Raw genomic sequence first — 21,544 nt, forward strand, 5'->3', positions numbered from 1 at the left:
GATCCACAGCTGGGTGCTGTGGGGGATGGTGCCGGCCGCGTCGGCGAGGGCCTGGATCGAGAACGAGTCGGCCCCGGTCTTGAAGTACAGGGCGAGGAACCCGAGCAGCATCAGGGCCGAGCCGAACAGGGTGTAGAGGAAGAACTTGATCGCCGCGTACTGCCGCTGCTCGCCGCCCCAGACCCCGATCATGAAGTACATCGGGAGCAGCACGATCTCGAAGAAGACGAAGAAGAGGATGAGGTCCTGGGCGACGAAGGTGCCGTTCATGCCGACCTCGAGCACGAGCAGCAGGGTGAGGAACGCCTTCGGGTTCCGCGGCTCGGGGAAGTGGTCGAGCGAGTAGACGACGCACAGGACCGTCACCAGCATCGACAGCGCCAGCAGGGGCAGCGACATGCCGTCGATGCCCATCTGGTAGCGGCTGTCGATGACGTCGATCCAGGACCGGTCGACGGTGAACTGGAGGTCGCCGGCGCGGTCGTAGTCGAACCACGACAGCAGCAGGACGCCGACGGCGGCCGTGGCGAGGGTCGTCACCAGGGCGACCCCCTTCAGCGCCGCCTCGTTGCGGCGGGGCACGAACAGCATGACCACGGCGCCGACGGCCGGCAGGAACACGCCGAGCGTCAGGCCCCAGTCGTTCAGGAAGTCCTCCACGTCGCTCCTAGATGACGATCACGAAGACGCCGGCCAGCAGCGCCGCGCCCGCGAAGAGCAGCGCGGCGTACTGCTGGACCTTGCCGGATTGGATCCCGCGCAGCACCTGGCCCGATCCCTCGGCGGTCAGGCCGGTGCCGTTCACCACACCGTCGACGACCTTCTGGTCGACGACGTCGTACACGTAGTGGCCGGCGCGCCGGGCGCCGAGGCCGGCGCCGTTCACCACGCCGTCGATCACCTTCTGGTTGACCCAGTAGGCGGCCCTCGCCACCGGGCCCTTGATGCCGCCGGCGATCACGCCGGTGTACAGGTGGTCCAGGTAGTAGCGGTTGACGAGCAGCCGGTGGCCGAAGCCCGCCGCCCGGTTGCGCTCGGAGATGCCGTGGGGGCCGAGGTTGCGGAAGTACCAGGCGTAGCCGGCGGCCACGCCGGACAGGGCCAGCAGCGTGGACACCGCGGCGAGGGCCCAGCTGAACTCGGGATGCGCGATGTCCGGGAAGTACGCCGCCACCGGCTCCACGTAGTGCTCGAAGCGGAGGGCGACCCCCTCGGGCGCGAGCGCCTCGGGCAGGTTGGCGAACCCGGCCACGATGGCCAGGCCGGCGAGGATCCAGAGGGGCACGACGATTCGGGGCCCTGACTCGTGCGGGTGCCCGTGGCCGCGGAACTCGCCGAAGAACGTGAGGTAGACGGCCCGGGTCATGTACGCGGCGGTGAGCAGGGCGGTGATCGAGCCCATCACCAGCACCACCGGGTAGCCGTCGCCGCCCCCGCCGAGCTGGGAGGCCCCGGCCAGGATCTCGTCCTTCGACCAGAACCCGGCGAGGGGCGGGATGCCGGCGAGCGCGATCGAGGCGATCACGAATGTGCGGAACGTCTGGGGCATCCACTTCCGCAGCCCGCCCATGTCGGCCTTCATGTCGAAGCTGTGCACGGCGTGGCTGACCGAGCCGGCCCCGAGGAACAGGCAGGCCTTGAAGAAGGCGTGGGTGAAGAGGTGGAACACGGCCGCCGTCCAGGCGCCCACCCCGAGGGCGAGGACCATGTAGCCGAGCTGGCTGATCGTCGAGTAGGCGAGCACCTTCTTGATGTCGCTCTGGACGAAGGCCAGGCTGGCCCCGACGAGCGTGGTGACCCCGCCGATGACGGCCAGCAGGTTGAGGTTGGCGTCCCCGATCGACAGGCCGTTCCAGAACACGCCGTACATGCGGGCGACCATGAACACGCCGGCGACGACCATGGTCGCCGCGTGGATCAGGGCGGACACCGGGGTGGGGCCGGCCATGGCGTCGGGCAACCAGGTGTGGAGGAAGAACTGGCCGCTCTTCGACATGACGGCAGCGATGAGCGAGCACGACGCCACCAGCAGGAGCAGGTGGCTGATGGCGCCCTCGTTCGCCGCCGTGTTGATCTCGACGATGTCGAAGGTTCCGGCCGCGAAGAACAGCACGATCACGCCGACGATGAGGCCGACGTCGCCCACCCGGTTGGTGAGGAAGGCCTTGAGGGCGGCGTCGGAGTTCGCCTTCTCCTCCCACCAGTGGCCGATGAGCACGAACGAGCAGAGCCCGACCAGCTCCCAGCACACCAGCAGCTGGAGGGTGCTGCGGGCCATGACGAGGGCCAGCATCGAGGCCGTGAACAGGCTGAGGAAGGCGAAGAAGTGGGTGTAGCGGCGGTCGCCGTGCACGTAGTCGGTGGAGTACACGTGCACGAGCAGCGACACCGTGGTGACGACGAACAGCATCATCACGGTGAGGCCGTCGACCAGGGTCCCGGCCGTGAACTCGTGCCCGCCGCTCTGGAGCCAGGTCACCTCGGTGGTCACCGGCTCGGCGCCGGCGTGCTCGCCCTCGGCCGGCACGCCGCCCTCCTCGCCGCCGTGCTCCTCCTGGAACGCCATGGCCGCCTCGTGGTGCCCGGCGTCGTTCACCCGCTGGATCCACTGGACGCCGGCGACGCAGGACAGCAGGAACGCCAGCCCGACGGCGGCGATGCCGAGCTCGGAGCCGCCCTTCGGCAGGCGCTTGCCGAAGAACAGGATCAGGACGAAGGAGGCGGCCGGCAGGCAGGGGATGACCCAGGCGGAGTCGAGCACGTCAGCCCTTCATGAGGTCGACCTCGTCGAGGTCGATGCTGGTCCGGTTCCGGTAGATGAGCAGCACGATGGCGAGGCCCACGCCGACCTCGGCCGCCGCGATCGTGATCACGAACAGGGCGAAGACCTGGCCGACCACCGAGTCGCGGAAGGCGCCGAAGGCCACCAGGTTCACGTTGACGGCGTTCAGGATGAGCTCGATCGACATCAGCACCATCACGCCGTTGCGCCGGGCGAGCACGCCGTAGACGCCGATGCAGAACAGGGCGGCGCCGAGCAGGAGGAACTGGTTGAGGAGCATGGGGGCGCGGCTCCTAGTCCCGGCGGGCGAGGACGATGGCCCCGACGAGGGCGGCCAGCAGGAGCACCGACACGACCTCGAACGGGATCAGGTAGGTGGAGAAGATGCTGTCGCTGACGAGGGCGGTCGTCCCGACCGTGCCCGGCTCGACCTCGACGTCCTCGAAGGCGTCGATCAGCACGTAGCCGAGGACGGCGGCGAGCAGCACGGCCGTGAACAGGCCCGCGTACCAGTGGTCGTGGACGAGCCGGGGCATCCGCCCGATGGGCGCCCTCGTCAGCATGATGCCGAACAGGAAGAGCACGACGATGGCGCCGATGTAGACGAGCACCTGGACGACGGCGACGAACTCGGCGGCCAGCAGCACGTAGCTCGCGCCCACGCCGGCGAGCACGAGCACCAGGTAGAGGGCGGCGTGCACGACGTTGCCGGTGGTGACCACCCGGATGGCCGACAGGACGACGACGGCGGCGATGATCCCGAAGGCGACGTTCTGGGCGACCATGTCGCTAGCGGGGGACCTTGCGGGGCTTCTGCTGGCTGCCCGACTCGTAGGCCTCGAAGTCGGGCACGGTCTCCATCCACTCGCCGAGGCGCTCCTTGTCGTGGAGCAGGTCGGCGATGCGGGGCTCGGAGTACTCGAACTCCGGGCTCCAGAACAGGGCGTCGAACGGGCACACCTCGACGCAGATCCCGCAGTACATGCAGAGGGCGTAGTCGATGTCGAAGCGGTCGAGGGCGTTGACCGTCCTCGGCTTGCCGCCGGCCCGGCGGGGCGGCGCCTTCTCCTTGTGGCCCTCGATGTAGATGCACCAGTCCGGGCAGCTGCGCGCGCACAGCATGCAGACGGTGCAGTTCTCCTCGAGCAGGGCGATCACGCCGCGGGCCCGCGTGGGCGGCGTCTCCTTCACGTGCGGGTACTGGACCGTGACCGCGGGCTTGGTCATGGTCTTGAACGTGACCCCCAGGCCCTTCAGGAGGCCGGGCAGCTGCGCCATGGCTTAGAGCACCACCTTCAGGACGCCGGTGACGAGGATGTTGGCGAGCGAGACCGGGATGAGGAACTTCCAGGCGAACTGCTGGAGCTGGTCCTCCCGGAACCGGGGGTAGGTGAACCGGACCCAGAAGATCACGAACGAGATCGCCATCACCTTGACGAACAGGACGACGGGGCCGATCACGTTGGCCGCCAGCCCGCCGTCGATGTCGAGGCCCGGGACCCACCAGCCGCCGAAGAACAGGGTGGCGCCGATCGCCGCCAGCGCGAACGCCGTGGCGAACTCGCCGATGTAGAAGAACAGGAACTGGAGGCCCGTGTACTCCACCTGGTAGCCGGTGACCAGCTCGGACTCGGCCACCGGCATGTCGAACGGGGTCTGGGTGAGCTCGGCCTGGGCGGCGATCAGGAAGATCACGAACCCGACGAACTGGGTGAGGATGAACGGGTTGCCGAGGGCACCGAAGCCGAAGATCTCGCCCTCGGCCTGGGCGGCGACGATCCCGTTCAGGCTCAGGGTCTCGGCCTGGATGGCCACCCCGACGACGGCGAGCACGAGCGGCAGCTCGTAGGCGATGAGCTGGCCGGCGGCCCGGAGGCCGCCGAGCAGCGCGTACTTGTTGGCCGACGACCAGCCGGCCATGAGGATGCCGATGACCGAGATGGACGACACCGCCAGCGCGTAGAACACGCCGGTGTCGAGCGCCTCGCCCACCCCCGACGGGGAGGCCGGCACCACCACGAACACGAGGAACGTGGAGACCAGCACGACGAGCGGGGCCAGGGCGAACACCCGCCGGTCGGCCTGGGCCGGGGCGAGCAGCTCCTTCTGGACGAACTTCCCGCCGTCGGCCAGCAGCTGGAGCGACCCGTGGGGCCCGGCCTCCATGGGCCCGAGCCGGCTCTGCATGTGGGCCATGGTCTTGAACAGGAACGTCTGGACGATGATCGCCGTGCTCGTGGGCACGACGACGAGGACGACCAGGACCTTGATGAGGGTCTGCTGCCAGTACGCCAGCTCGAGGGCGAGGACGGCGTCCATCTAGCGGTCGATGTCCCCGAGGATGAAGTACAGGCTGGCCAGGATCGTGATGATGTCCGGCACGAACACGCCCTTCAGCAGCCACGGGGTGATCGAGATGTTGTTGAACGAGGGCGTGCGGATCTTGCAGCGGAACGGGCCGATGTCGCCCTTGCTCACGACGTAGTAGCCCATCTCGCCGAGCGGGTTCTCGGTCGAGATCCAGGCCTCGCCCTCCGGCACCTTGATGATGCGGGGGACCTTGGCCATGATCGGCCCCGAGGGGAGCCCGTCGCAGAGCTGGTCGACGATCTTCGTCGACTCCCTGACCTCCTGGAGCCGGACCCAGTAGCGGGCGAACGAGTCGCCGTCCGGGTGGGTCCAGACCTTCCAGTCGCACTCCTTCCAGGCCATCGGGACGTCGGTGTCCCTGCGGAGGTCCCAGTCGATCCCGCTGGCCCGGATGTTGGCCCCCGACAGGCCGTAGGACAGGGCGACCTCGGGCGGGACCACGCCGATGCCCCTCGTGCGGGCCTCGAAGATCTCGTTGCCCATGAGGAGCTCCTCGACCTGGTCGCAGAAGCGGCGGATGCGCTCCATCGACGCCTTCGTCTCGGCGATCCAGCCCTTCGGCAGGTCGTCCTTCAGGCCGCCGATGCGGTCGTAGTTCGGGTGGAACCGGCCGCCGCTCGCCGCCTCGATCTGGTTGAGGACGGCCTCGCGGTCCCGGAAGGCGTAGAAGACCGGGGTGAGGGCGCCGAGCTGGACGCCCATGTCGCCGAGGAACAGCGTCAGGTTCGAGATCCGCCCCATCTCGAACAGCATCGTGCGGATCCAGCGGGCCCTCGGCGGGGCCTCGACGTCCATCAGCTTCTCGGCGGCGAGGACGAAGGGGATCTCGTTGGTGAACGAGCCCAGCCAGTCGATGCGGTTGACAAGGGTGATGACCTGGGGGTAGGTCCGCACCTCGGTCAGCTTCTCGTAGCCCCGGTGCATGTAGCCCATGACCGGCTCGGCGGAGATCACCTGCTCGCCGTCCAGCTTGGCCACGATGCGGAGGGTGCCGTGGGTGGCGGGGTGCTGGGGCCCGATGTTGAGGGTCATCCCCTCGGTCTCGAGCTCGACGTTGACGCGGGCGTCGGCGGCCACGCCGGCCACGTAGGCGGCCTGCTGGCGCTCGGTGATGGCGGTCATGCCTCACGCTCCTCGGGCTCCCCCGGCGACGGCTGCTCCCGGCTGCGGTCCGACGGGGCGCGAGCGGCGTCGGTGGCCTGCTGGCCGGTGCCGCCCTGCCCCGGCCGGCCGGTGTCGGCCTCGCCGGTGGGGATGCCGGTGGTGTCGACGCCGCCGCCACCGGCCTCCTCGACGGCGGTGTCGCCCTCCTGGAGCTGGTCCATGGAGGCGACCTCGCCGTGGGCCGGCACGGGGGCGGCGACGGCAGGCTTCTTGTCGGGGTCGCCCACGGCCGGCGCCTCGGCGGGCGCGTCGGCCGGGGCCAGGTCGGCGGCCGTGGCGGCCTGGTCGGCGTCGGGGAGGGCGACCGAGGCCGGCCCGTCGCCGGTGTTCGCCTCGGCGACGGCCTCGGTGGTGGCGGCCGCCTCGTCTTCGCCCGGCATCACCTCGACGTCGACGATGCCCGGCCACGGCTTCACCCGCCGGGCGAGCAGGGGGAAGTCCTTGCGGAGGGGGTGGCCCTCGAACTCCCCCGGCAGGTAGATGTGGTACAGGCGGGGGTGGCCGACGAACTCGATGCCGTACATCTCCCAGGCCTCGCGCTCGTGCCAGTCGGCGCCCGCGTACACGGGGGTCCACGAGTCGACCACGGGCGGGTCGTCGAGGTCGGCCTTCAGGTGCAGCCCGAACGACGTGCGGGGCCGCACCAGCCGGCCGAGCACCTGGAAGCGGGTGTCGCCGCCGGCGACGCCGGTGCGGGTCTCGCCCTGCGGGCGGCGCGACGCGCCGGAGACGACGAGGTCCTCCTGGGCGTCCTCGTCCTTGCCGAACGGCGACGGCATCCAGTCGATGGCCGAGACGAAGCAGAAGTAGGTGAACCCGGCGTCGCGGGCGACCCGGGCCGCCTCCAGCCAGGCGTCGCGCCTGACCCTCACCCACACGTCGTCGTTCGGGCGGGTGAACGTCTCGAGCACGGCGTCGCCGAGCCCGGCGACGAGCGCGTCGACGGCGCCCTGGCGGAGGGCGTCGACCCCTTCCGCGGCGGTCGCGGTGTCAGCCGACGACAATGGGCTCACCCCTCCAGCGCTCCGCCATGTCCTCGGACTGGATGCGCTCCTGGAGCAGGAGGATGCCCTCGAGGAGGGCCTCCGGGCGGGGCGGGCAGCCGGGCACGTAGACGTCGACCGGGATGAGCTGGTCCACGCCCTTGGTGACCGAGTAGCTGTCCCAGTACGGGCCGCCGCAGTTGGCGCACGACCCCATCGAGATCACGTACTTCGGGTCCGGCATCTGCTCGTACAGCCGCACCAGGGCCGGCGCCATCTTGTCGGTCACCGTGCCCGAGATGCAGACCAGGTCGGCCTGCCGCGGGCTCGACGGGAACGGGATGACGCCGAGGCGCATCACGTCGTAGCGGGGCGACCCGAACGCCGCGCCCATCTCGATGGCGCAGCAGGCGAGGCCCCACTGGTAGACCCAGAGCGAGTACTTGCGGCTCGTGTTGAGCAGCCAGCTGAGTGGCTTCGGGATCTTGCCCTTCTCCACTAGACCCATCGCAGGACTCCCTTCCGCCAGGCGTAGACCAGACCCAGGGCCAGGATGACGATGAACACCAGCATCTCCACCAGGCCGAACACCCCGAAGGCCTCCAGGCGGACGGCCCACGGGAAGATGAACACGGCCTCGACGTCGAACATGACGAACAGCAGGGCGAACAGGTAGTACCGGATCTGGCTCTGGGACCACCCCGAGCCGACGGGGTCGACCCCGCTCTCGTACGCGATCGACTTGTCCCTGGTGGGCCGGTTGGGCCGGACCAGGGCACCGAGGCCGAGCATGGCGGCGACGAGGACGACGGCGGCCGACCCGAAGATGGCGACCGTCAGGTAGTCGCGTAGGAACGCCGACACGCCTCGATCCTAGTGATCGCGCTCACAGGCACCAAAGTGCCGGCCTCACGGCGCGCGGCCGTCGTCGCGCGCCCGCCACGACACCGTGCGTGACCAGGCCGTCGGCCGGTCGACGAGGACCTCGACGTCCCGGTCGGCCTCGAGCTCGGCCACCCGGCGGCGGGCCAGCTCGGCGGCCGCGGCCGCGCCGATGGCGAGCGCGCCGGGCAGGGGCGAGCCGACCAGGCCGAGGAGGACGGGCACGAGGCCGACGGCGACGAGCGCGACCGGCAGGACGACGGCGCCGGCGGCCGTCCGCCCGGCCGGCGCCACGCCCGAGGCGGCCGGCGCCTCCGACCCGGCCTCGATCGCCGTCGTCAGCGCCCGGCGGGCGGCCAGGTCGAGGACGAGGCCGTTGACCGGGAGGAGGACGGCGGCCACCGCGGCGTAGGCGCCCGGCTCGTCGGAGGCGACCGCCCCGGCGGCGAGGACGACGAGGCCCCCGGGGAGGAGCACCCCGGCCAGCGCGGCGAGGACGGTGCGCAGCCGGTGCCGGGCGGCCGGGACGGCCACCGCTCAGCCGCTGGCGACGAGGGCGGGGACGGCGTCCCTGGCGGCGTCGACGACCGGGTCGGGCAGCACCCCGACCACGACGGTGAAGACGAGGGCGACGGCGAGGGCCACGCCGGCGGCCCACGGCACCCGCAGCGGCGGGCCGTCGGCGCCGGCCTCGTCGTCGGCCATGTACATGCTCACGGTCACCCGCAGGTACAGGAAGGCGGCGACCACGGCCGAGAGCATGGCGACCAGCGCCAGCCCGTAGGAGTGGGCCTCGGCGGCGGCGGCGATCACGTAGAACTTGGCGAAGAAGCCGGACGTGAACGGCACCCCCGCCTGGGCCAGCAGGAACACCGTGAACACGAAGGCCAGCAGCGGCCGGCGGGCGGCGAGGCCCCGGTAGTCGTCGAGGTCGTGGCGGGCGTCGCCCCGGCGGCCGACGATCGTGATGACCCCGAAGGTGCCGACGATCATGAACGTGTAGGACGCCAGGTAGAACAGCGCCGCCGCCGTCCCCCGCTCGGTCGCCGCCTGCACGCCGACGAGCACGAACCCGGCGTGGCTGATCGACGAGTAGGCCATCATCCGCTTCACGTTGCGCTGGACGATGGCGAGCACCGACCCGACCACGAGGGTGAGCGCGGCCAGCCCGTAGACGATCGGCTGCCAGTCGACCGAGAACGTCTGGAACCCGAGGAACAGCACCCGGAGCAGGCCGGCGAACCCGGCCGCCTTCACGCCCGAGGCCATGTAGGCGACGGCCGGCGACGGCGACCCCTGGTACACGTCGGGGGTCCACGAGTGGAACGGCACGGCCGCCACCTTGAACCCGAAGCCGACGAGCAGCAGCGCCATGCCGGCGAGGAGCAGGGCCCGGTCGTCGAGCACGTTCTCGGAGAAGAACGTCAGCATCCTGGCCAGGTTGGTCGTGCCGGTGGCCCCGTAGACGAGGGCGATGCCGTAGAGGAAGAAGGCCGAGGAGAAGGCGCCGAGCACGAAGTACTTGAGGGCCGCCTCCTGGGAGGTCAGGCGGCGCAGGTGCATGGCGGCGAGGACGTAGACCGAGATCGAGAGGATCTCGAGGCCGAGGAACATCACGATCAGGTCGTTGGCCGCGGCCATGATCAGCCCGCCCGAGGCGGACAGCAGCATGAGCACGTACAGCTCCGGGCCGTCGAGGCCCTCCCGGCGCAGGTAGCCGTCGGCGAGGAGCGCGGCCAGCACCACCGACGCGCAGATCACGAACGTGGCGAAGATCGAGAACCCGTCGATGCCGACGGCGCCGGCGACCGCGCTGAACGGCCCCCGGTCGGCGTCCTGCACCCTCGTCCACAGCGGGACGGCGAAGCCCATGGCGACGAGCGCGGTGCCCACCGTGAACCCGGCGTAGATCCCCCGCGGGTGGCGGGACCGGTGCACGAGGGCCGTGACCGTGAGGAGGAGCAGGGCGCCGGTCACGAGGACGAGGATCGGCCCGAGCGCGTCCCAGGCGACGTCGGGGACGTCGATGCCGCCCTCCCCGGTCGGGATCTCGGTCAGCTGGGCCAGCACCGGGCCGGTCACCGCCGCGCCTCCTCGCCCTCGGCGGCCACGATCGGCTGCCGGTAGTCCGAGTGCTCCTCGACGTGGGCGATCAGCGCGTCGACCGACGGCTCGATGCGGTCGAGGATCGGCCTCGGGTACACGCCGATGCCGACGATCAGCACGAGCAGGGGCAGGAGCACGAGGCGCTCGCTCCAGCGGAGGTCGGGGATGGCCTCGTTCTCCGCGTCCGGCTCGCCGTGGAAGACCCGCTGGTAGGCCCAGAGCAGGTAGAGGGCGGCGAGGACGACGCCGAAGGAGGCGACGACCACCCACCACCGCCGGGTGAGCCAGGAGCCGATGAGGATCAGGTACTCGCCGACGAACCCGTTCAGCACCGGCAGGCCGAGCGACGAGAGCATCACGACGGTGAACACGCCGGCCAGCACCGGGGCGCTGCGCTGGAGGCCGCGCAGGCGGGCGATCTCCCTCGTGTGGCGACGGTCGTAGATCATCCCGACGAGGAGGAACAGGGCCCCGGTCGAGATGCCGTGGTTGACCATCTGGAGCACGCCGCCCTGCATGCCCTGGGTGGTGATGGCGAACGTGCCGAGCACGATGAACCCGAGGTGGGCGACCGACGAGTAGGCGACGAGCCGCTTCAGGTCGCGCTGCATGGTGGCAACGGCGGCGCCGTAGATGATCCCGATCACGCCGAGGGTGACCATGGCAGGGGCGAACCAGGTGGCGGCCTCGGGGAACAGGTACAGGCCGAAGCGGAGGAAGCCGTAGGTGCCGAGCTTCAGCAGGACGCCGGCGAGGATCACCGAGCCCGCCGTCGGCGCCTCGGTGTGGGCGTCGGGCAGCCAGGTGTGCAGCGGGAACAGCGGCACCTTGACGGCGAAGGCCACCGCGAACGCGAGGAACAGCCAGCGGGCCGTCGCCTCGCCGATGGCCTGGTCGTTGGCGATCGTCACGAGGTCGAAGGTGACCGGCCCGCCGGTGTTCGAGGCGTGGATGAACACGAGGGCGAGGGTGCCGACCAGCATGAACGCCGAGCCGGCCATCGTGAACAGGAAGAACTTGAGGGCGGCGTAGACCCGCCGGCCGTAGCCCCAGCCGCCGATCAGGAAGTACATCGGGACGAGGACGATCTCGAAGAAGACGAAGAACAGGAACAGGTCGAGGGCGACGAACACGCCGAGGCAGCCGGCCTCGAGCAGCAGGAGCCAGGCGTAGTACGGCTTGGCGTCGTGGTGGGGGTCGGCGCCGAGCATGGCGATCGGGAACAGGATCCCGGTCAGCACGACGAGGAACAGCGAGATCCCGTCGACGCCGAGGTGCCAGGCGATCCCGAGGTCGGACACCCACGGCTGGTTCACCTCGAACTGGAACCCGGCCGCCCCGACCTCGAACTCGGCCAGGAGGCCGATGGTGAGCACGGCGGCGGCGAGGGTGGCGACGAGCGCGACGAGGCGGACGAGCTCGGGCCGGCGCCGGGGGACGAGGGCGACGAGCAGCGCCCCCGCCGCCGGCACGACGACCATCGAGGTCAGGTACGGGAAGTCGCTCATCAGGTCAGGGCCACCCTGGCCAGGACGACGGCGACGAGGACGATGGCCCCGGCGGCGACGCCGAGGGCGTAGCTGCGCACGAAGCCGGTCTGCACGGTGCGGAGTGCCGAGCCCCCGCCCCGGACGACGGTGGCCACGCCGTTCACGGCGCCGTCCACGACGGTGCGGTCGAACCAGGCGGCGGCGTCGAACAGGCGGCGGCCGGGGCCGCCCATGAACGCGGCGTACAGCTCGTCGACCCGCCAGGCCCGGCGCAGCACGTCGGGCTCGAAGCGGCGGGCGTCGGCCCGGTGGCGGAGGTAGACGGCGGCGGCGAGGACGATGCCGGCCAGCGCGGCCAGCGCCGACACGGCGGCCAGGCCGACCTGCGTCGCGCCCGACAGGTCGAGGTGGACCTCGACCTCCTCGACCACCGGCGCCAGCCACCGCTCGAGCAGGCGGGTGTCGTCGGAGAACGGCAGGTTCAGGCCCCCGCCGACGATCGAGAGGCCGGCCAGCACCACGAGGGGCACGGCCATCGTCCACGGCGCCTCGTGGGGGTGCAGCTCGCCGTGGGCGCCCTCGCCGTGGGTGGCGTGCTGGGCCGGCTCGTCGCCGTGGCGGGCGGCGGCCGCCTCGCCCTGCACGCCGGCCGGCTCCTCCCCCTCGGCCCGCTGCCAGCGGGGGTCGCCGAAGAACACGAGGTAGACCTGCCGGCTCATGTAGAACGCGGTCAGCAGCGCGGTCACGAGGCCGACGACCCAGAGCAGCGGGCTCTTCTGCCAGGCGTAGGAGAGGATCTCGTCCTTCGACCAGAACCCGGCGAAGGGCGGCACCCCGGCGATGGCCAGCCAGCCGACGATGAACGTCGCCGCGGTGACCGGCAGGAACCGCCGCAGCCCGCCCATCCGCCGCATGTCCTGCTCGTCGTGCATCCCGTGGATCACCGAGCCGGCCCCGAGGAACAGCAGGGCCTTGAAGAAGGCGTGGGTGACCATGTGGAACACGGCGGCCACGTAGGCGCCGCTGCCGACGGCGAGGAACATGTAGCCGAGCTGGCTGATCGTGGAGTAGGCGAGGACCCGCTTGATGTCGTTCTGGGCGACGGCGATCGTCGCCGCGAACAGGGCGGTGAGCACGCCGACGACGGCGATCAGGGTCGGCACCCAGTCGTAGGCGGCCTCGAGCAGGGGCGCCACCCTGACCATGAGGTACACGCCGGCGGTCACCATCGTCGCCGCGTGGATCAGGGCCGACACCGGCGTCGGGCCGGCCATGGCGTCGGGCAGCCACACGTACAGCGGCAGCTGGGCCGACTTGCCGCAGGCCCCGGCGAACAGCAGCAGGGCGACGGCCGTCACCGTCGAGGCGGCCATGGCCGGGGCGGCCTCGAGCAGCACGCCGTAGCTCAGGCTGCCGACGGCCTGGAACACGAGGAACATGGCCAGCATGAAGCCGACGTCGCCCACCCGGTTGGTGACGAAGGCCTTCTTGCCGGCCGAGGCGTTGGCCGTCGAGGTGAACCAGAACGAGATCAGGAAGTACGAGCAGGCGCCCACGCCCTCCCAGCCGAGGAACGTGAGCAGCAGGTTCTCCCCGAGCACGAGCAGCAGCATCGAGAAGGCGAACAGGTTCAGGTAGGTGAAGAACGCCGGATAGCGGGCGTCGCCGTGCATGTAGCCGACCGAGTACAGGTGGATCAGGGTCCCGACCCCGGTGACGAACAGCGCCATCGTCAGCGACAGCGGGTCGAGGAGCAAGGACGCGTCCACGTGCAGGCCGCCGGCCGGCAGCCAGGTGAAGGCCAGGTCCACGACGTGGCGCTCCTCGCCCGGCCGGTCGAGCAGGCCGGCCACGACCAGCACGGTCACCACGAACGAGGCGCCGAGGGCGAGGGTCGCCACCCACCCGGCCAGCGGGTCGCCGAGGCGCCGCCCGAGCACGAGCAGCACGGCGAACCCGGCCAGGGGAAGGGCCGGGATCAGCCAGGCGAGGTCGACGAGGTTGTCCACCGGCTACCCCCGCAGCGCCGAGAGGTCGTCGGCGGTGGCGCCGGGCCGGCGGCGAAGCAGCGTGACGATGATGCCGAGGCCGACCACGACCTCGGCCGCCGCCACCACCAGCACGAAGAAGACCACGACCTGGCCGCCGATGTCGTCGAGGCGGCTGGCGAAGGTCACGAACGTGAGGTTGACGGCGTTGAGCATGAGCTCGACGCACATGAACATCACCAGCGGGTTGCGCCGGACGAGCAGCCCGACGGCCCCGATCGAGAACAGCGCCGAGCCGAGGACGAGGTACCAGGTGTCGGTGACGTTCACCGGCCCTCCCGGCGCTCGGTCAGCTCGTCGACCCTGGCCGCGGCGGCGTCCTCCTCGGCCTCGTCGAGCACGCCGTCGACCGGGCCCCTGCGGGCCAGCACGACGGCGGCGACCACGGCGATCACCAGCAGCACGGACGTGATCTCGAAGGCGAACAGGTAGTCGGTGAAGATCGACTCGCCCAGCTGCTGGACGTTCGGCGCCTCGGCCGAGATGGCCCCGGCCGCCGACCGCTCGCCGGTCACCTCGGCGCCGACGAGGGCGAGCCCGAGGACCACGCCGAGCACGGCCAGGCCGACGACGGCGGCGGCCGGGCGCTGGCCGGCCAGCGGCTCGGTGCGGAGGTTCTCGGCCTGGTCGACGCCGAGCAGCATGATCACGAACAGGAACAGCACGACGATGGCGCCGGCGTAGACGATCACCTGCACGGCCGCCAGGAAGTGGGCGTCCTGGGCGACGAACAGCACGGCCACCCCGAACAGGGTGAGCACGAGCAGCAGCGCCGAGTGCACCGGGTTGCGGGTGGAGATCACGCCGACCGCGCCCACCAGGGCGGCGGCCGCGGCCACCACGAAGACGGCCAGCTCGACCATCAGGGCAGGCCCTGGCGGTCGGGCATGGCGCCCTGGCTGCGGGCGGCGGCGCCCCGGTAGATGCGGGCCTCGGGGTCGCCCTCGCCGGCGCCGGCCGGCTTCCGCGACGGCGTGAACCGCCCGCTCGTGTCGACCGGCTTGACCCCGTAGCCGAGCTCGCCCGACCAGGCCACCCGGTCCTTGTAGGCGGCCGACCCGTTCGGCGCCGTCGCCCTCACCCAGGCCGACCCGTGCTCGGCCTCGCCCTCCCGCCAGTCCTCCCAGGGCAGCATCTGCGGCCGGCCCTGGTCGTCCACGAGGAGCTCGTCCTTGGTGTAGATGGCGTCCTGGCGGTTGGTCCAGGAGAGCTCGAACAGCTTGGTCTCGGTGATCGCCTCGGTCGGGCAGGCCTCGACGCAGAGGTCGCAGTGGATGCAGCGGAGGTAGTTGATCTCGTAGACGTAGCCGTAGCGCTCGCCCGGCGACACCGGGTCGTCGGGCGGGTTGTCGGCGCCCCGCACGTAGATGCACCGGGCCGGGCACACGCCGGCGCACAGCTCGCAGCCGATGCACTTCTCCATGCCGTCCTCGTAGCGGTTGAGGACGTGGCGGCCGTGGAAGCGGACGGCCTTCGACCGCTTCTCCTCGGGGTACTGGTCGGTGACCACGGCGCCCGAGTCCGTGCCGTGGAACAGCTTGCGGAACGTGACGGCGAAGCCGGTGAGGTAGCCCATCAGCGCGCGTTCTCCTCGTGGGCCCGCTGGCCGGCCCGCACGGCCGACGACAGCAGGGCGTAGGCGGCGATCCCGACGGCGAGGCCGATCACCATGACGAGCGGCACGTTCCAGTCCCGGTCCTGGGCGACCCTCGTGGCCGCCAGCAGCAGCAGCCAGCCGAGCGACAGCGGGATCAGCACCTTCCAGCCGAGGTCCATGAGCTGGTCGTAGCGGAACCGGGGCAGGGTCGCCCTGAACCACACGAACACGAACAGGAACACGAGCAGCTTGGCCAGGAACCACAGGATCGGCCAGACCCAGTCGGGCCCGAACAGCAGCGGCCCGTTCGGCCCGCCGAAGAACAGGGTGACGATGATCGCCGACATCGTCACCGTGTTCATGAACTCGGCCAGGTAGAAGAGCGCGAACCGCACCGAGGAGTACTCGGTGTGGAAGCCGCCGACCAGCTCCTGTTCGGCCTCGACCAGGTCGAACGGCGGCCGGTTGAGCTCGGCCGTGGACGCGATGAGGAACACCACGAACGGCACGATGCCGGTGGCGAGCACGTTCCAGCGGGTGAAGGCGTCCTGGGAGCCGACGATGTCGTGGGTCGACAGGCTGCCGAGGATGCTGCCGCCCACCTCCTGGGTGGAGGCGAGCACGACGGTGACGACGGCGAGGCCGAGCGCCGCCTCGTAGCTCACCATCTGGGCCGAGGCCCGCACGGCGCCGAGCAGCGGGTACTTCGAGCCCGACGACCAGCCGGCCAGCATCACGCCGTAGACGGCGATCGACGACATGGCGAGGACGAGCAGGATGCCGATCGGCGGGTCGGCCACCTGGAGCACGGTCTCCTTGCCGAAGAGGCGGACCGTGCCGGTGCGGTCGCCGTTGAACACGCCGCCGATGGGCACGACCGAGAAGATCACGAACGCCGGGATGAGCGACAGGTAGGGGGCCAGGCGGAACACGGCGCGGTCGGCCCGGTCCGGCAGCAGGTCCTCCTTGAAGAACAGCTTCACGCCGTCGGCGAGGGTCTGGAGGATCCCCCACGGGCCCGCCCGGTTGGGCCCGATCCGGTTCTGCATGTCGCTGATGAGCTTGCGCTCGAACCAGATCATGAACACGACCGAGAGCAGCACGAACGTGAAGGCGGCGACGACCTTCACGAGGATGACGGCGACGTCGCCGCCGTCGAGGCCGTCGGCCAGCAGCGGGTCGCCGATCACGGCGCCACCTTTGCCGGCGCCTGCGCCTCGACCCGCACGTCGGTGACCGGGGCGGTGGCGTCGATGAGGTCGGCGGCCGACGCCCCCGGCTGGTTGAAGGGCAGGACGGCGGTCCCCTTCGGCACGCCGACGTCGGGCAGGGCGGGGACGGTGAGCGTGCCCCTCGACGAGCTGACCCGCACGCCGGCGCCGGGCTCGACCCCGAGGCGGGCGTGGTCGGCCGGGTGCAGCCGGAGGACGGCGCCGGGCGCCAGCGGGGCGAGCGACTCGGCGTGCTCGAGCATCGTCCCCTGGTCGTACAGGCGGCGGTGGACGACGAGGCGCAGCGAGTAGGCGTCGCGGGCCGGGAGCTCCGCCGGGCGGTCCGCCGGCGTCGGGTCGACCGACAGCGGCGACGGCCGGCGCCCGGACGCGTCGCCCTCGGGCGCCTCGCTGCCGGGCACGCCCCCCGGCTCCCTGGCCTCGTCGGCCTGGGTGGCCTCGGCCGACCGGACGGCCGACTCCGCGTGCCCGGCCTGGCGCTCGCCGATGTCCTGGCTGCCCTCGCCGGCCAGGGCCGCGCTGGCGGCCTCGCCCTCCTTGCCGGCGGCGGCCTCGTCGGGCGCGTTCTCGACCAGCTCGGTGGGGCCGCCCGTGACGACCGCGCCCTCGTGGTCCCGCAGGGTGAGCGCGTCGGCCACGATCGTGCCCGGCTCGAGCGGGGCGACGACGCCGTCGGTGGCCGACGGCGACGACAGCATCTCCCAGGTCATGCCGGTGTGGACGGGGCTGAGCCGCTCGATCTCCTCCCACACGCCCTGCACGGACTCGAAGCCGAGGTCGGCGCCGAGGCGGAAGGCCAGCTCGGAGGCGATCACCCAGTCAGGGCGGGCCGTGCCCGGCGGGTTCACCCGCTGGTGCAGGCGGCTGACCCGGCCCTCGATGTTGGTGGTCGTGCCCTCGGTCTCGGCCAGGCCTGAGGCGGCGAGCACCACGTCGGCCAGCCGGTTCGAGGCGTTCGGGAACGTGTCGACGGCGAGCACGAAGCCGGCCCCGGCCAGCGCCCGGCGGGCCAGGTCGCGGTCGGGGAAGTCGGTCAGCGGGTCGGCCCCGAGCAGGACGAGGGCGCCGAGGCGGCCCTCGGCGGCGGCGGTGAGGATGCCGGTGGCGTCGAGCCCGGGCTCGGCCGCCACCGTGCCCCACGCCTCCTCGAACCAGGCCCGGCCGTCCTCCAGCCGGGTGCGCCCCGGCAGCAGCCCTGGCGACAGGCCCATGTCCAGCGCGCCGTGGACGTTCCCCCGCCGCAGGGCCGGCAGGAAGCGGGCGCCCGGGAGGCCGGCGAGCACGGCGGCGGCGTCGGCCACCGAGGCCGCGCTCTCGGCGAGCGACGGGCGGCCGAGGATCACGACCACCCCGCCCTCGCCGGCGTCGGCCACCAGCTCGGCCGCCCGGCGGAGGTCCTCGGCGGCCACGCCCCCGGCGTCGCCCCGCACGGTGCCGCCGGCGAGGGCCCGGGCGACGGCGCCGACCTCGCCCGGCCGGTAGGGCAGCGAGACGGCGGCCAGGCCGGTCAGGCCGGTGCGGGCGGGGGCCAGCTCGACGACCCTCGTGCGCGACTCCTTCACGGCGTGGCGGAGGCGCAGGTACAGGACCGGCAGCTCCTCCTTCACGTCGGGGGCGAGCAGGACGACCGTCCTCGCCGCGCACGCCTCGTCGATGGTGGCCCTCGGAAGGCCGAGCACGAGGTCGGCAGGCAGGCCGTCGCCCAGCTGGGCGTCGACGTTGTCGGTGCCGAGCGCCGTGCGGGCCAGCTTCGACCAGGCGTAGGCGCCCTCGTTGGCCAGCCGGGCCCCGCCCAGCACGCCGACCCCCGCTGCGCCGGCCCGGTCGAGCGCGCCCCGCAGCCCCTCGGCCGCCCGGCTCAGCGCCTCGCCCCAGCCCGCCGGCCGCTGCCCGTCCCCGTCGGCCACGAGCGGGGCGGCCAGGCGGTCGGGCGACTGGATGGACTGGAAGCTGAACCGGCCCTTGTCGCACAGCCAGCCCCAGTTGACGGGGTCCACGTCCACGCCCTGGTAGCGCAGCACCTGGTCCCTCGACGACTCGATCGTGATCCGGCAGCCGACGGCGCACACCGTGCAGGTCGACTCGGCCGCCTCCATGTCCCAGGGCCTCGCCCGGAACCGGAACGGCGCCGCCGTCAGCGCCCCGACCGGGCAGATCTGGACGGTGTTGCCGCTGAAGTAGGAGGCGAACGGGTGGTCGGGGAACGTGTTGACCTCGGTCTGCCCGCCCCGCTCGAGGAACGAGATGAACGCGTCGCCGGCCACCTCGCCGGCGAAGCGGGTGCAGCGGTCGCAGAGGATGCAGCGCTCGCGGTCCAGGTAGACGAGGTTGCTGATCGGGATCGGCTTCTCGAAGTGCCGCTTCTCCTCGACGAAGCGGCTCTCGCCCGGCCCGTAGGCCATCGTCTGGTCCTGGAGCGGGCACTCGCCGCCCTTGTCGCACACCGGGCAGTCGAGCGGGTGGTTGATCAGCAGGAACTCGAGGACGGCGTCCTGGGCCTTCTTCGTCACCGCCGACCGGGTGTCGACCTTCATCCCGTCGGCGACGTTCAGCATGCAGGCCGGCTGGAGCGCAGGGCCCCGGCCGGTGTCGACCTCGACGACGCACATGCGGCACATGCCGACCGGCGTCATCCGCGGGTGGTAGCAGAACCGGGGGATGTAGACGCCGTGGCGCTCGGCGGCGTCGATCACCAGCTCGCCCTTCGGGACCTCGATCTCCTTGCCGTTGACGTTGATCGTGACGGTCTCAGGCACGCACGGCCTCCACCTCGGGTGCCGCCGTGTACGCCTTGCCGCCCATGGCCACGGTGACCGGCGTGGGCGCGCCGACGTAGGCCTCGAACTCGTCGCGGAAGCGGGCGACGGCCGACGCGATGGGCGACACCGCCGAGGGCCCGAGGGGGCAGATCGTCGTCTGCTTCGGGGGCCAGGTGATCCCCGGGCTGATGTTGTCGCCGACGTCGAGGAGCAGGTCGACGTCGTCCGGCCGGCCGTGGCCGGCCACGATGCGCTCCAGGATCTTCAGCAGCCAGGTCGTGCCCTCGCGGCAGGGCGTGCACTTGCCGCAGGACTCCTTCGAGAAGAACCGGACGATGCGGGTGCAGGCCTTCACGACGTCGGTTGTCTCGTCCATGACGACGATGGCGCCCGAGCCGAGCATGGACCCGGCCTTGCCGACGGCGCCGGCCTCGAGGGGCAGGTCGAGGTGCTCCTCGAAGAACCAGGGGGCCGACGCCCCGCCGGGGATGAACGCCTTGAGCTTGCGGCCACCGCGGATGCCGCCGCAGTACACCGGGGCGTAGATGAGGTCCCGGAACGTGGTGACCCCGAACTCGACCTCGTACACGCCCGGCTTGTTGACGTGGCCGGACACGGCGAACAGGCGGGTGCCGGTGGACGTCTCGGCGCCGAGGTCGGCGAAGGCCTGGCCGCCCTGGCTGGCGATCCACGGGAGGTTGGCGAGGGTCTCGACGTTGTTGACGATCGTCGGCTGGAGGTACAGGCCCTTGGCCGCCGGGAAGAACGGCGGCTTCAGCCGGGGCATCCCCCGCTTGCCCTCCAGGCTCTCGAGCAGGGCCGTCTCCTCGCCGACGATGTAGGCGCCGGCCCCCCAGTGGAGGACCACGTCGACCGAGAAGTCGGTGCCGAGGATGTTGCGCCCGACGTAGCCGGCCTCGTAGGCCTCGTTCAGGGCCGCCGCCACCCGCTCCTGGGCGAGGGCCATCTCGCCCCGCACGTACAGGAAGGCCTGGGCGCAGCCGACCGCGTAGCAGGCGATCAGCACGCCCTCGATCAGCTGGTGCGGGTCCCGCTCCATGAGGATGCGGTCCTTGTAGGTGCCGGGCTCGCTCTCGTCGCCGTTGACCACGAGGTAGCGGGGGAACACGCCGGGCGGGCAGAACCCCCACTTCACCCCGGCCGGGAAGCCGGCCCCGCCCCGCCCGAGGAGGCTCGCCACCTTCACGTCGGCGGCCACGTCCTGAGGGCTGCGGCGCAGCGCGGCCCGGAGCCCCTCGTAGCCGCCGGTGTCGAGGTAGCGGCGGAGGGTGTGGCCGTCGTCCAGGTGCCAGCGCGACGACACGATGCGGGGCGCGTCGGTGACGGCCATCAGCCCTGCTCCTCCCGGTCGCCGTCGCCGTCCACCAGGGCGGGACGCCCCGCCGCCAGCCACACCGGCTCCTCGTTGACCTCGGGGAGGGCGACGCCCGCCCGGCGGGCCGGGGGGATGTGCTGGCGGGCCCGCTGGAGGGTGCCGTGGGGCGGCACCTCGTCGTCCAGGCGGCCGGCCCGCAGGTCCTCGACCAGCCGGTCGAAGTCCTCGTTGGTGACGCGGTGGCGGTACCGGTAGTTCACCTGGAGGCACGGCGCCTCGGTGCAGGCCGCCAGGCACTCGGCGTCCTCGATCGTGATCAGCCCGTCGGCGGTGGTGCCGCCGGGCGGGATGCCGAGGGTCGTCTCCGCGTGGTGGAGCAGCTCCTCGGCGCCGAGCAGCTGGCAGGAGATGTTCGTGCAGATGTTGACCAGGTACCGCCCGACCGGGCGGCGCTTGAACATCTCGTAGAAGCTGGCCGTGCCGAGCACCTCGGCCGGTGTGGCCCCGACCAGCTCGGCGACGTGCTCCATGGCGTCGGGCGTCAGCCAGCCGTCCTGCTCCTGGGCGAGGTGGAGCAGGGGGATCAGCGCGGAGCGGGGCCGCGGGTAGCGGCCGATGATCTCCTGGGCGAGCGCGACGTTGTCCGGCGTCAGGCGGGGCATCGGTCAGCGGTCCACTTCGCCCATGATCGGGTCGACCGACGAGATGGCGGCGACCGCGTCGGCGATCAGCCCGCCCCGCAGGAGGTGGGGCAGCGACTGGAGGTTGGCGAAGCTCGGGGCCCGGATGTGGAGG

General features: G+C 71.8%; 22 protein-coding genes. All 22 read right to left on the reverse strand.

Annotation, left to right across the window (positions count from 1 at the left end; genetic code table 11):
* Positions 1–660, reverse strand: a 660-nt coding sequence (locus tag VGB14_15955) for a proton-conducting transporter membrane subunit (GenBank protein HEX9994423.1), incomplete at its 3' end; no start/stop codon positions are given.
* A gap of 7 nt (positions 661–667) precedes the next feature.
* Positions 668–2,761 carry an NADH-quinone oxidoreductase subunit L gene (gene nuoL, locus VGB14_15960; GenBank protein ID HEX9994424.1) on the reverse strand — a complete coding sequence of 698 codons (2,094 nt, stop codon included), beginning with the start codon at positions 2,759–2,761 and terminating at the stop codon, positions 668–670.
* Position 2,762: 1 nt separating this feature from the next.
* Positions 2,763–3,062 carry an NADH-quinone oxidoreductase subunit NuoK gene (nuoK, locus tag VGB14_15965; GenBank protein ID HEX9994425.1) on the reverse strand — a complete coding sequence of 100 codons (300 nt, stop codon included), beginning with the start codon at positions 3,060–3,062 and terminating at the stop codon, positions 2,763–2,765.
* Positions 3,063–3,075: 13 nt separating this feature from the next.
* Complete coding sequence (locus VGB14_15970) at positions 3,076–3,567, reverse strand: NADH-quinone oxidoreductase subunit J (GenBank protein HEX9994426.1); 492 nt, start codon at positions 3,565–3,567, stop codon at positions 3,076–3,078.
* Between the two features lie 4 nt (positions 3,568–3,571).
* Positions 3,572–4,060, reverse strand: a complete 489-nt coding sequence (locus tag VGB14_15975; protein ID HEX9994427.1) for an NADH-quinone oxidoreductase subunit I — start codon at positions 4,058–4,060, stop codon at positions 3,572–3,574.
* Between the two features lie 3 nt (positions 4,061–4,063).
* Positions 4,064–5,101 (reverse strand): complex I subunit 1 family protein, encoded by a 1,038-nt coding sequence (locus tag VGB14_15980; GenBank protein ID HEX9994428.1) that lies wholly within the window; start codon positions 5,099–5,101, stop codon positions 4,064–4,066.
* On the reverse strand, positions 5,102–6,274 hold the full coding sequence (locus VGB14_15985) for an NADH-quinone oxidoreductase subunit D 1 (protein HEX9994429.1): 1,173 nt from the start codon (positions 6,272–6,274) through the stop codon (positions 5,102–5,104). It abuts the gene before it with no gap.
* Positions 6,271–7,320 (reverse strand): NADH-quinone oxidoreductase subunit C, encoded by a 1,050-nt coding sequence (locus VGB14_15990; GenBank protein HEX9994430.1) that lies wholly within the window; start codon positions 7,318–7,320, stop codon positions 6,271–6,273. The genes VGB14_15985 and VGB14_15990 overlap by 4 nt, the downstream gene beginning before the upstream one ends.
* Positions 7,307–7,807: an NADH-quinone oxidoreductase subunit B family protein gene (locus VGB14_15995; GenBank protein HEX9994431.1), complete on the reverse strand. Its 501-nt coding sequence runs from the start codon at positions 7,805–7,807 to the stop codon at positions 7,307–7,309. The genes VGB14_15990 and VGB14_15995 overlap by 14 nt, the downstream gene beginning before the upstream one ends.
* Positions 7,798–8,163: an NADH-quinone oxidoreductase subunit A gene (locus VGB14_16000; protein HEX9994432.1), complete on the reverse strand. Its 366-nt coding sequence runs from the start codon at positions 8,161–8,163 to the stop codon at positions 7,798–7,800. The genes VGB14_15995 and VGB14_16000 overlap by 10 nt, the downstream gene beginning before the upstream one ends.
* A 45-nt stretch (positions 8,164–8,208) precedes the next feature.
* Entirely contained in the window at positions 8,209–8,715 is a 507-nt protein-coding gene (locus VGB14_16005; GenBank protein HEX9994433.1) for a hypothetical protein, read from the reverse strand.
* Positions 8,716–8,718: 3 nt separating this feature from the next.
* Entirely contained in the window at positions 8,719–10,263 is a 1,545-nt protein-coding gene (locus VGB14_16010) for an NADH-quinone oxidoreductase subunit N (protein ID HEX9994434.1), read from the reverse strand.
* Complete coding sequence (locus tag VGB14_16015; protein HEX9994435.1) at positions 10,260–11,795, reverse strand: NADH-quinone oxidoreductase subunit M; 1,536 nt, start codon at positions 11,793–11,795, stop codon at positions 10,260–10,262. Before VGB14_16015 ends, VGB14_16010 begins: the two co-directional genes overlap by 4 nt.
* On the reverse strand, positions 11,795–13,786 hold the full coding sequence (gene nuoL / locus VGB14_16020; GenBank protein ID HEX9994436.1) for an NADH-quinone oxidoreductase subunit L: 1,992 nt from the start codon (positions 13,784–13,786) through the stop codon (positions 11,795–11,797). Before nuoL (VGB14_16020) ends, VGB14_16015 begins: the two co-directional genes overlap by 1 nt.
* A 3-nt stretch (positions 13,787–13,789) precedes the next feature.
* Positions 13,790–14,095: an NADH-quinone oxidoreductase subunit NuoK gene (nuoK, locus tag VGB14_16025; GenBank protein ID HEX9994437.1), complete on the reverse strand. Its 306-nt coding sequence runs from the start codon at positions 14,093–14,095 to the stop codon at positions 13,790–13,792.
* A complete protein-coding gene (locus VGB14_16030; GenBank protein HEX9994438.1) occupies positions 14,092–14,688 on the reverse strand; it encodes an NADH-quinone oxidoreductase subunit J in 597 nt (198 codons plus the stop codon). The genes nuoK (VGB14_16025) and VGB14_16030 overlap by 4 nt, the downstream gene beginning before the upstream one ends.
* A complete protein-coding gene (nuoI, locus tag VGB14_16035; GenBank protein ID HEX9994439.1) occupies positions 14,688–15,401 on the reverse strand; it encodes an NADH-quinone oxidoreductase subunit NuoI in 714 nt (237 codons plus the stop codon). Before nuoI ends, VGB14_16030 begins: the two co-directional genes overlap by 1 nt.
* A complete protein-coding gene (nuoH, locus tag VGB14_16040; GenBank protein HEX9994440.1) occupies positions 15,401–16,612 on the reverse strand; it encodes an NADH-quinone oxidoreductase subunit NuoH in 1,212 nt (403 codons plus the stop codon). The genes nuoI and nuoH overlap by 1 nt, the downstream gene beginning before the upstream one ends.
* Positions 16,609–19,410, reverse strand: coding sequence for an NADH-quinone oxidoreductase subunit NuoG (gene nuoG, locus VGB14_16045; GenBank protein ID HEX9994441.1), 2,802 nt, complete (start codon positions 19,408–19,410; stop codon positions 16,609–16,611). Before nuoG ends, nuoH begins: the two co-directional genes overlap by 4 nt.
* A complete protein-coding gene (gene nuoF, locus VGB14_16050) occupies positions 19,403–20,764 on the reverse strand; it encodes an NADH-quinone oxidoreductase subunit NuoF (protein ID HEX9994442.1) in 1,362 nt (453 codons plus the stop codon). The genes nuoG and nuoF overlap by 8 nt, the downstream gene beginning before the upstream one ends.
* Positions 20,764–21,411, reverse strand: a complete 648-nt coding sequence (locus VGB14_16055) for an NAD(P)H-dependent oxidoreductase subunit E (protein HEX9994443.1) — start codon at positions 21,409–21,411, stop codon at positions 20,764–20,766. Before VGB14_16055 ends, nuoF begins: the two co-directional genes overlap by 1 nt.
* Before the next feature lie 3 nt (positions 21,412–21,414).
* Positions 21,415–21,537 carry a hypothetical protein gene (locus VGB14_16060; protein HEX9994444.1) on the reverse strand — a complete coding sequence of 41 codons (123 nt, stop codon included), beginning with the start codon at positions 21,535–21,537 and terminating at the stop codon, positions 21,415–21,417.
* Positions 21,538–21,544: the final 7 nt, after the last annotated feature.

This window comes from Acidimicrobiales bacterium (assembly GCA_036399815.1).
GTDB lineage: Bacteria > Actinomycetota > Acidimicrobiia > Acidimicrobiales > DASWMK01 > DASWMK01.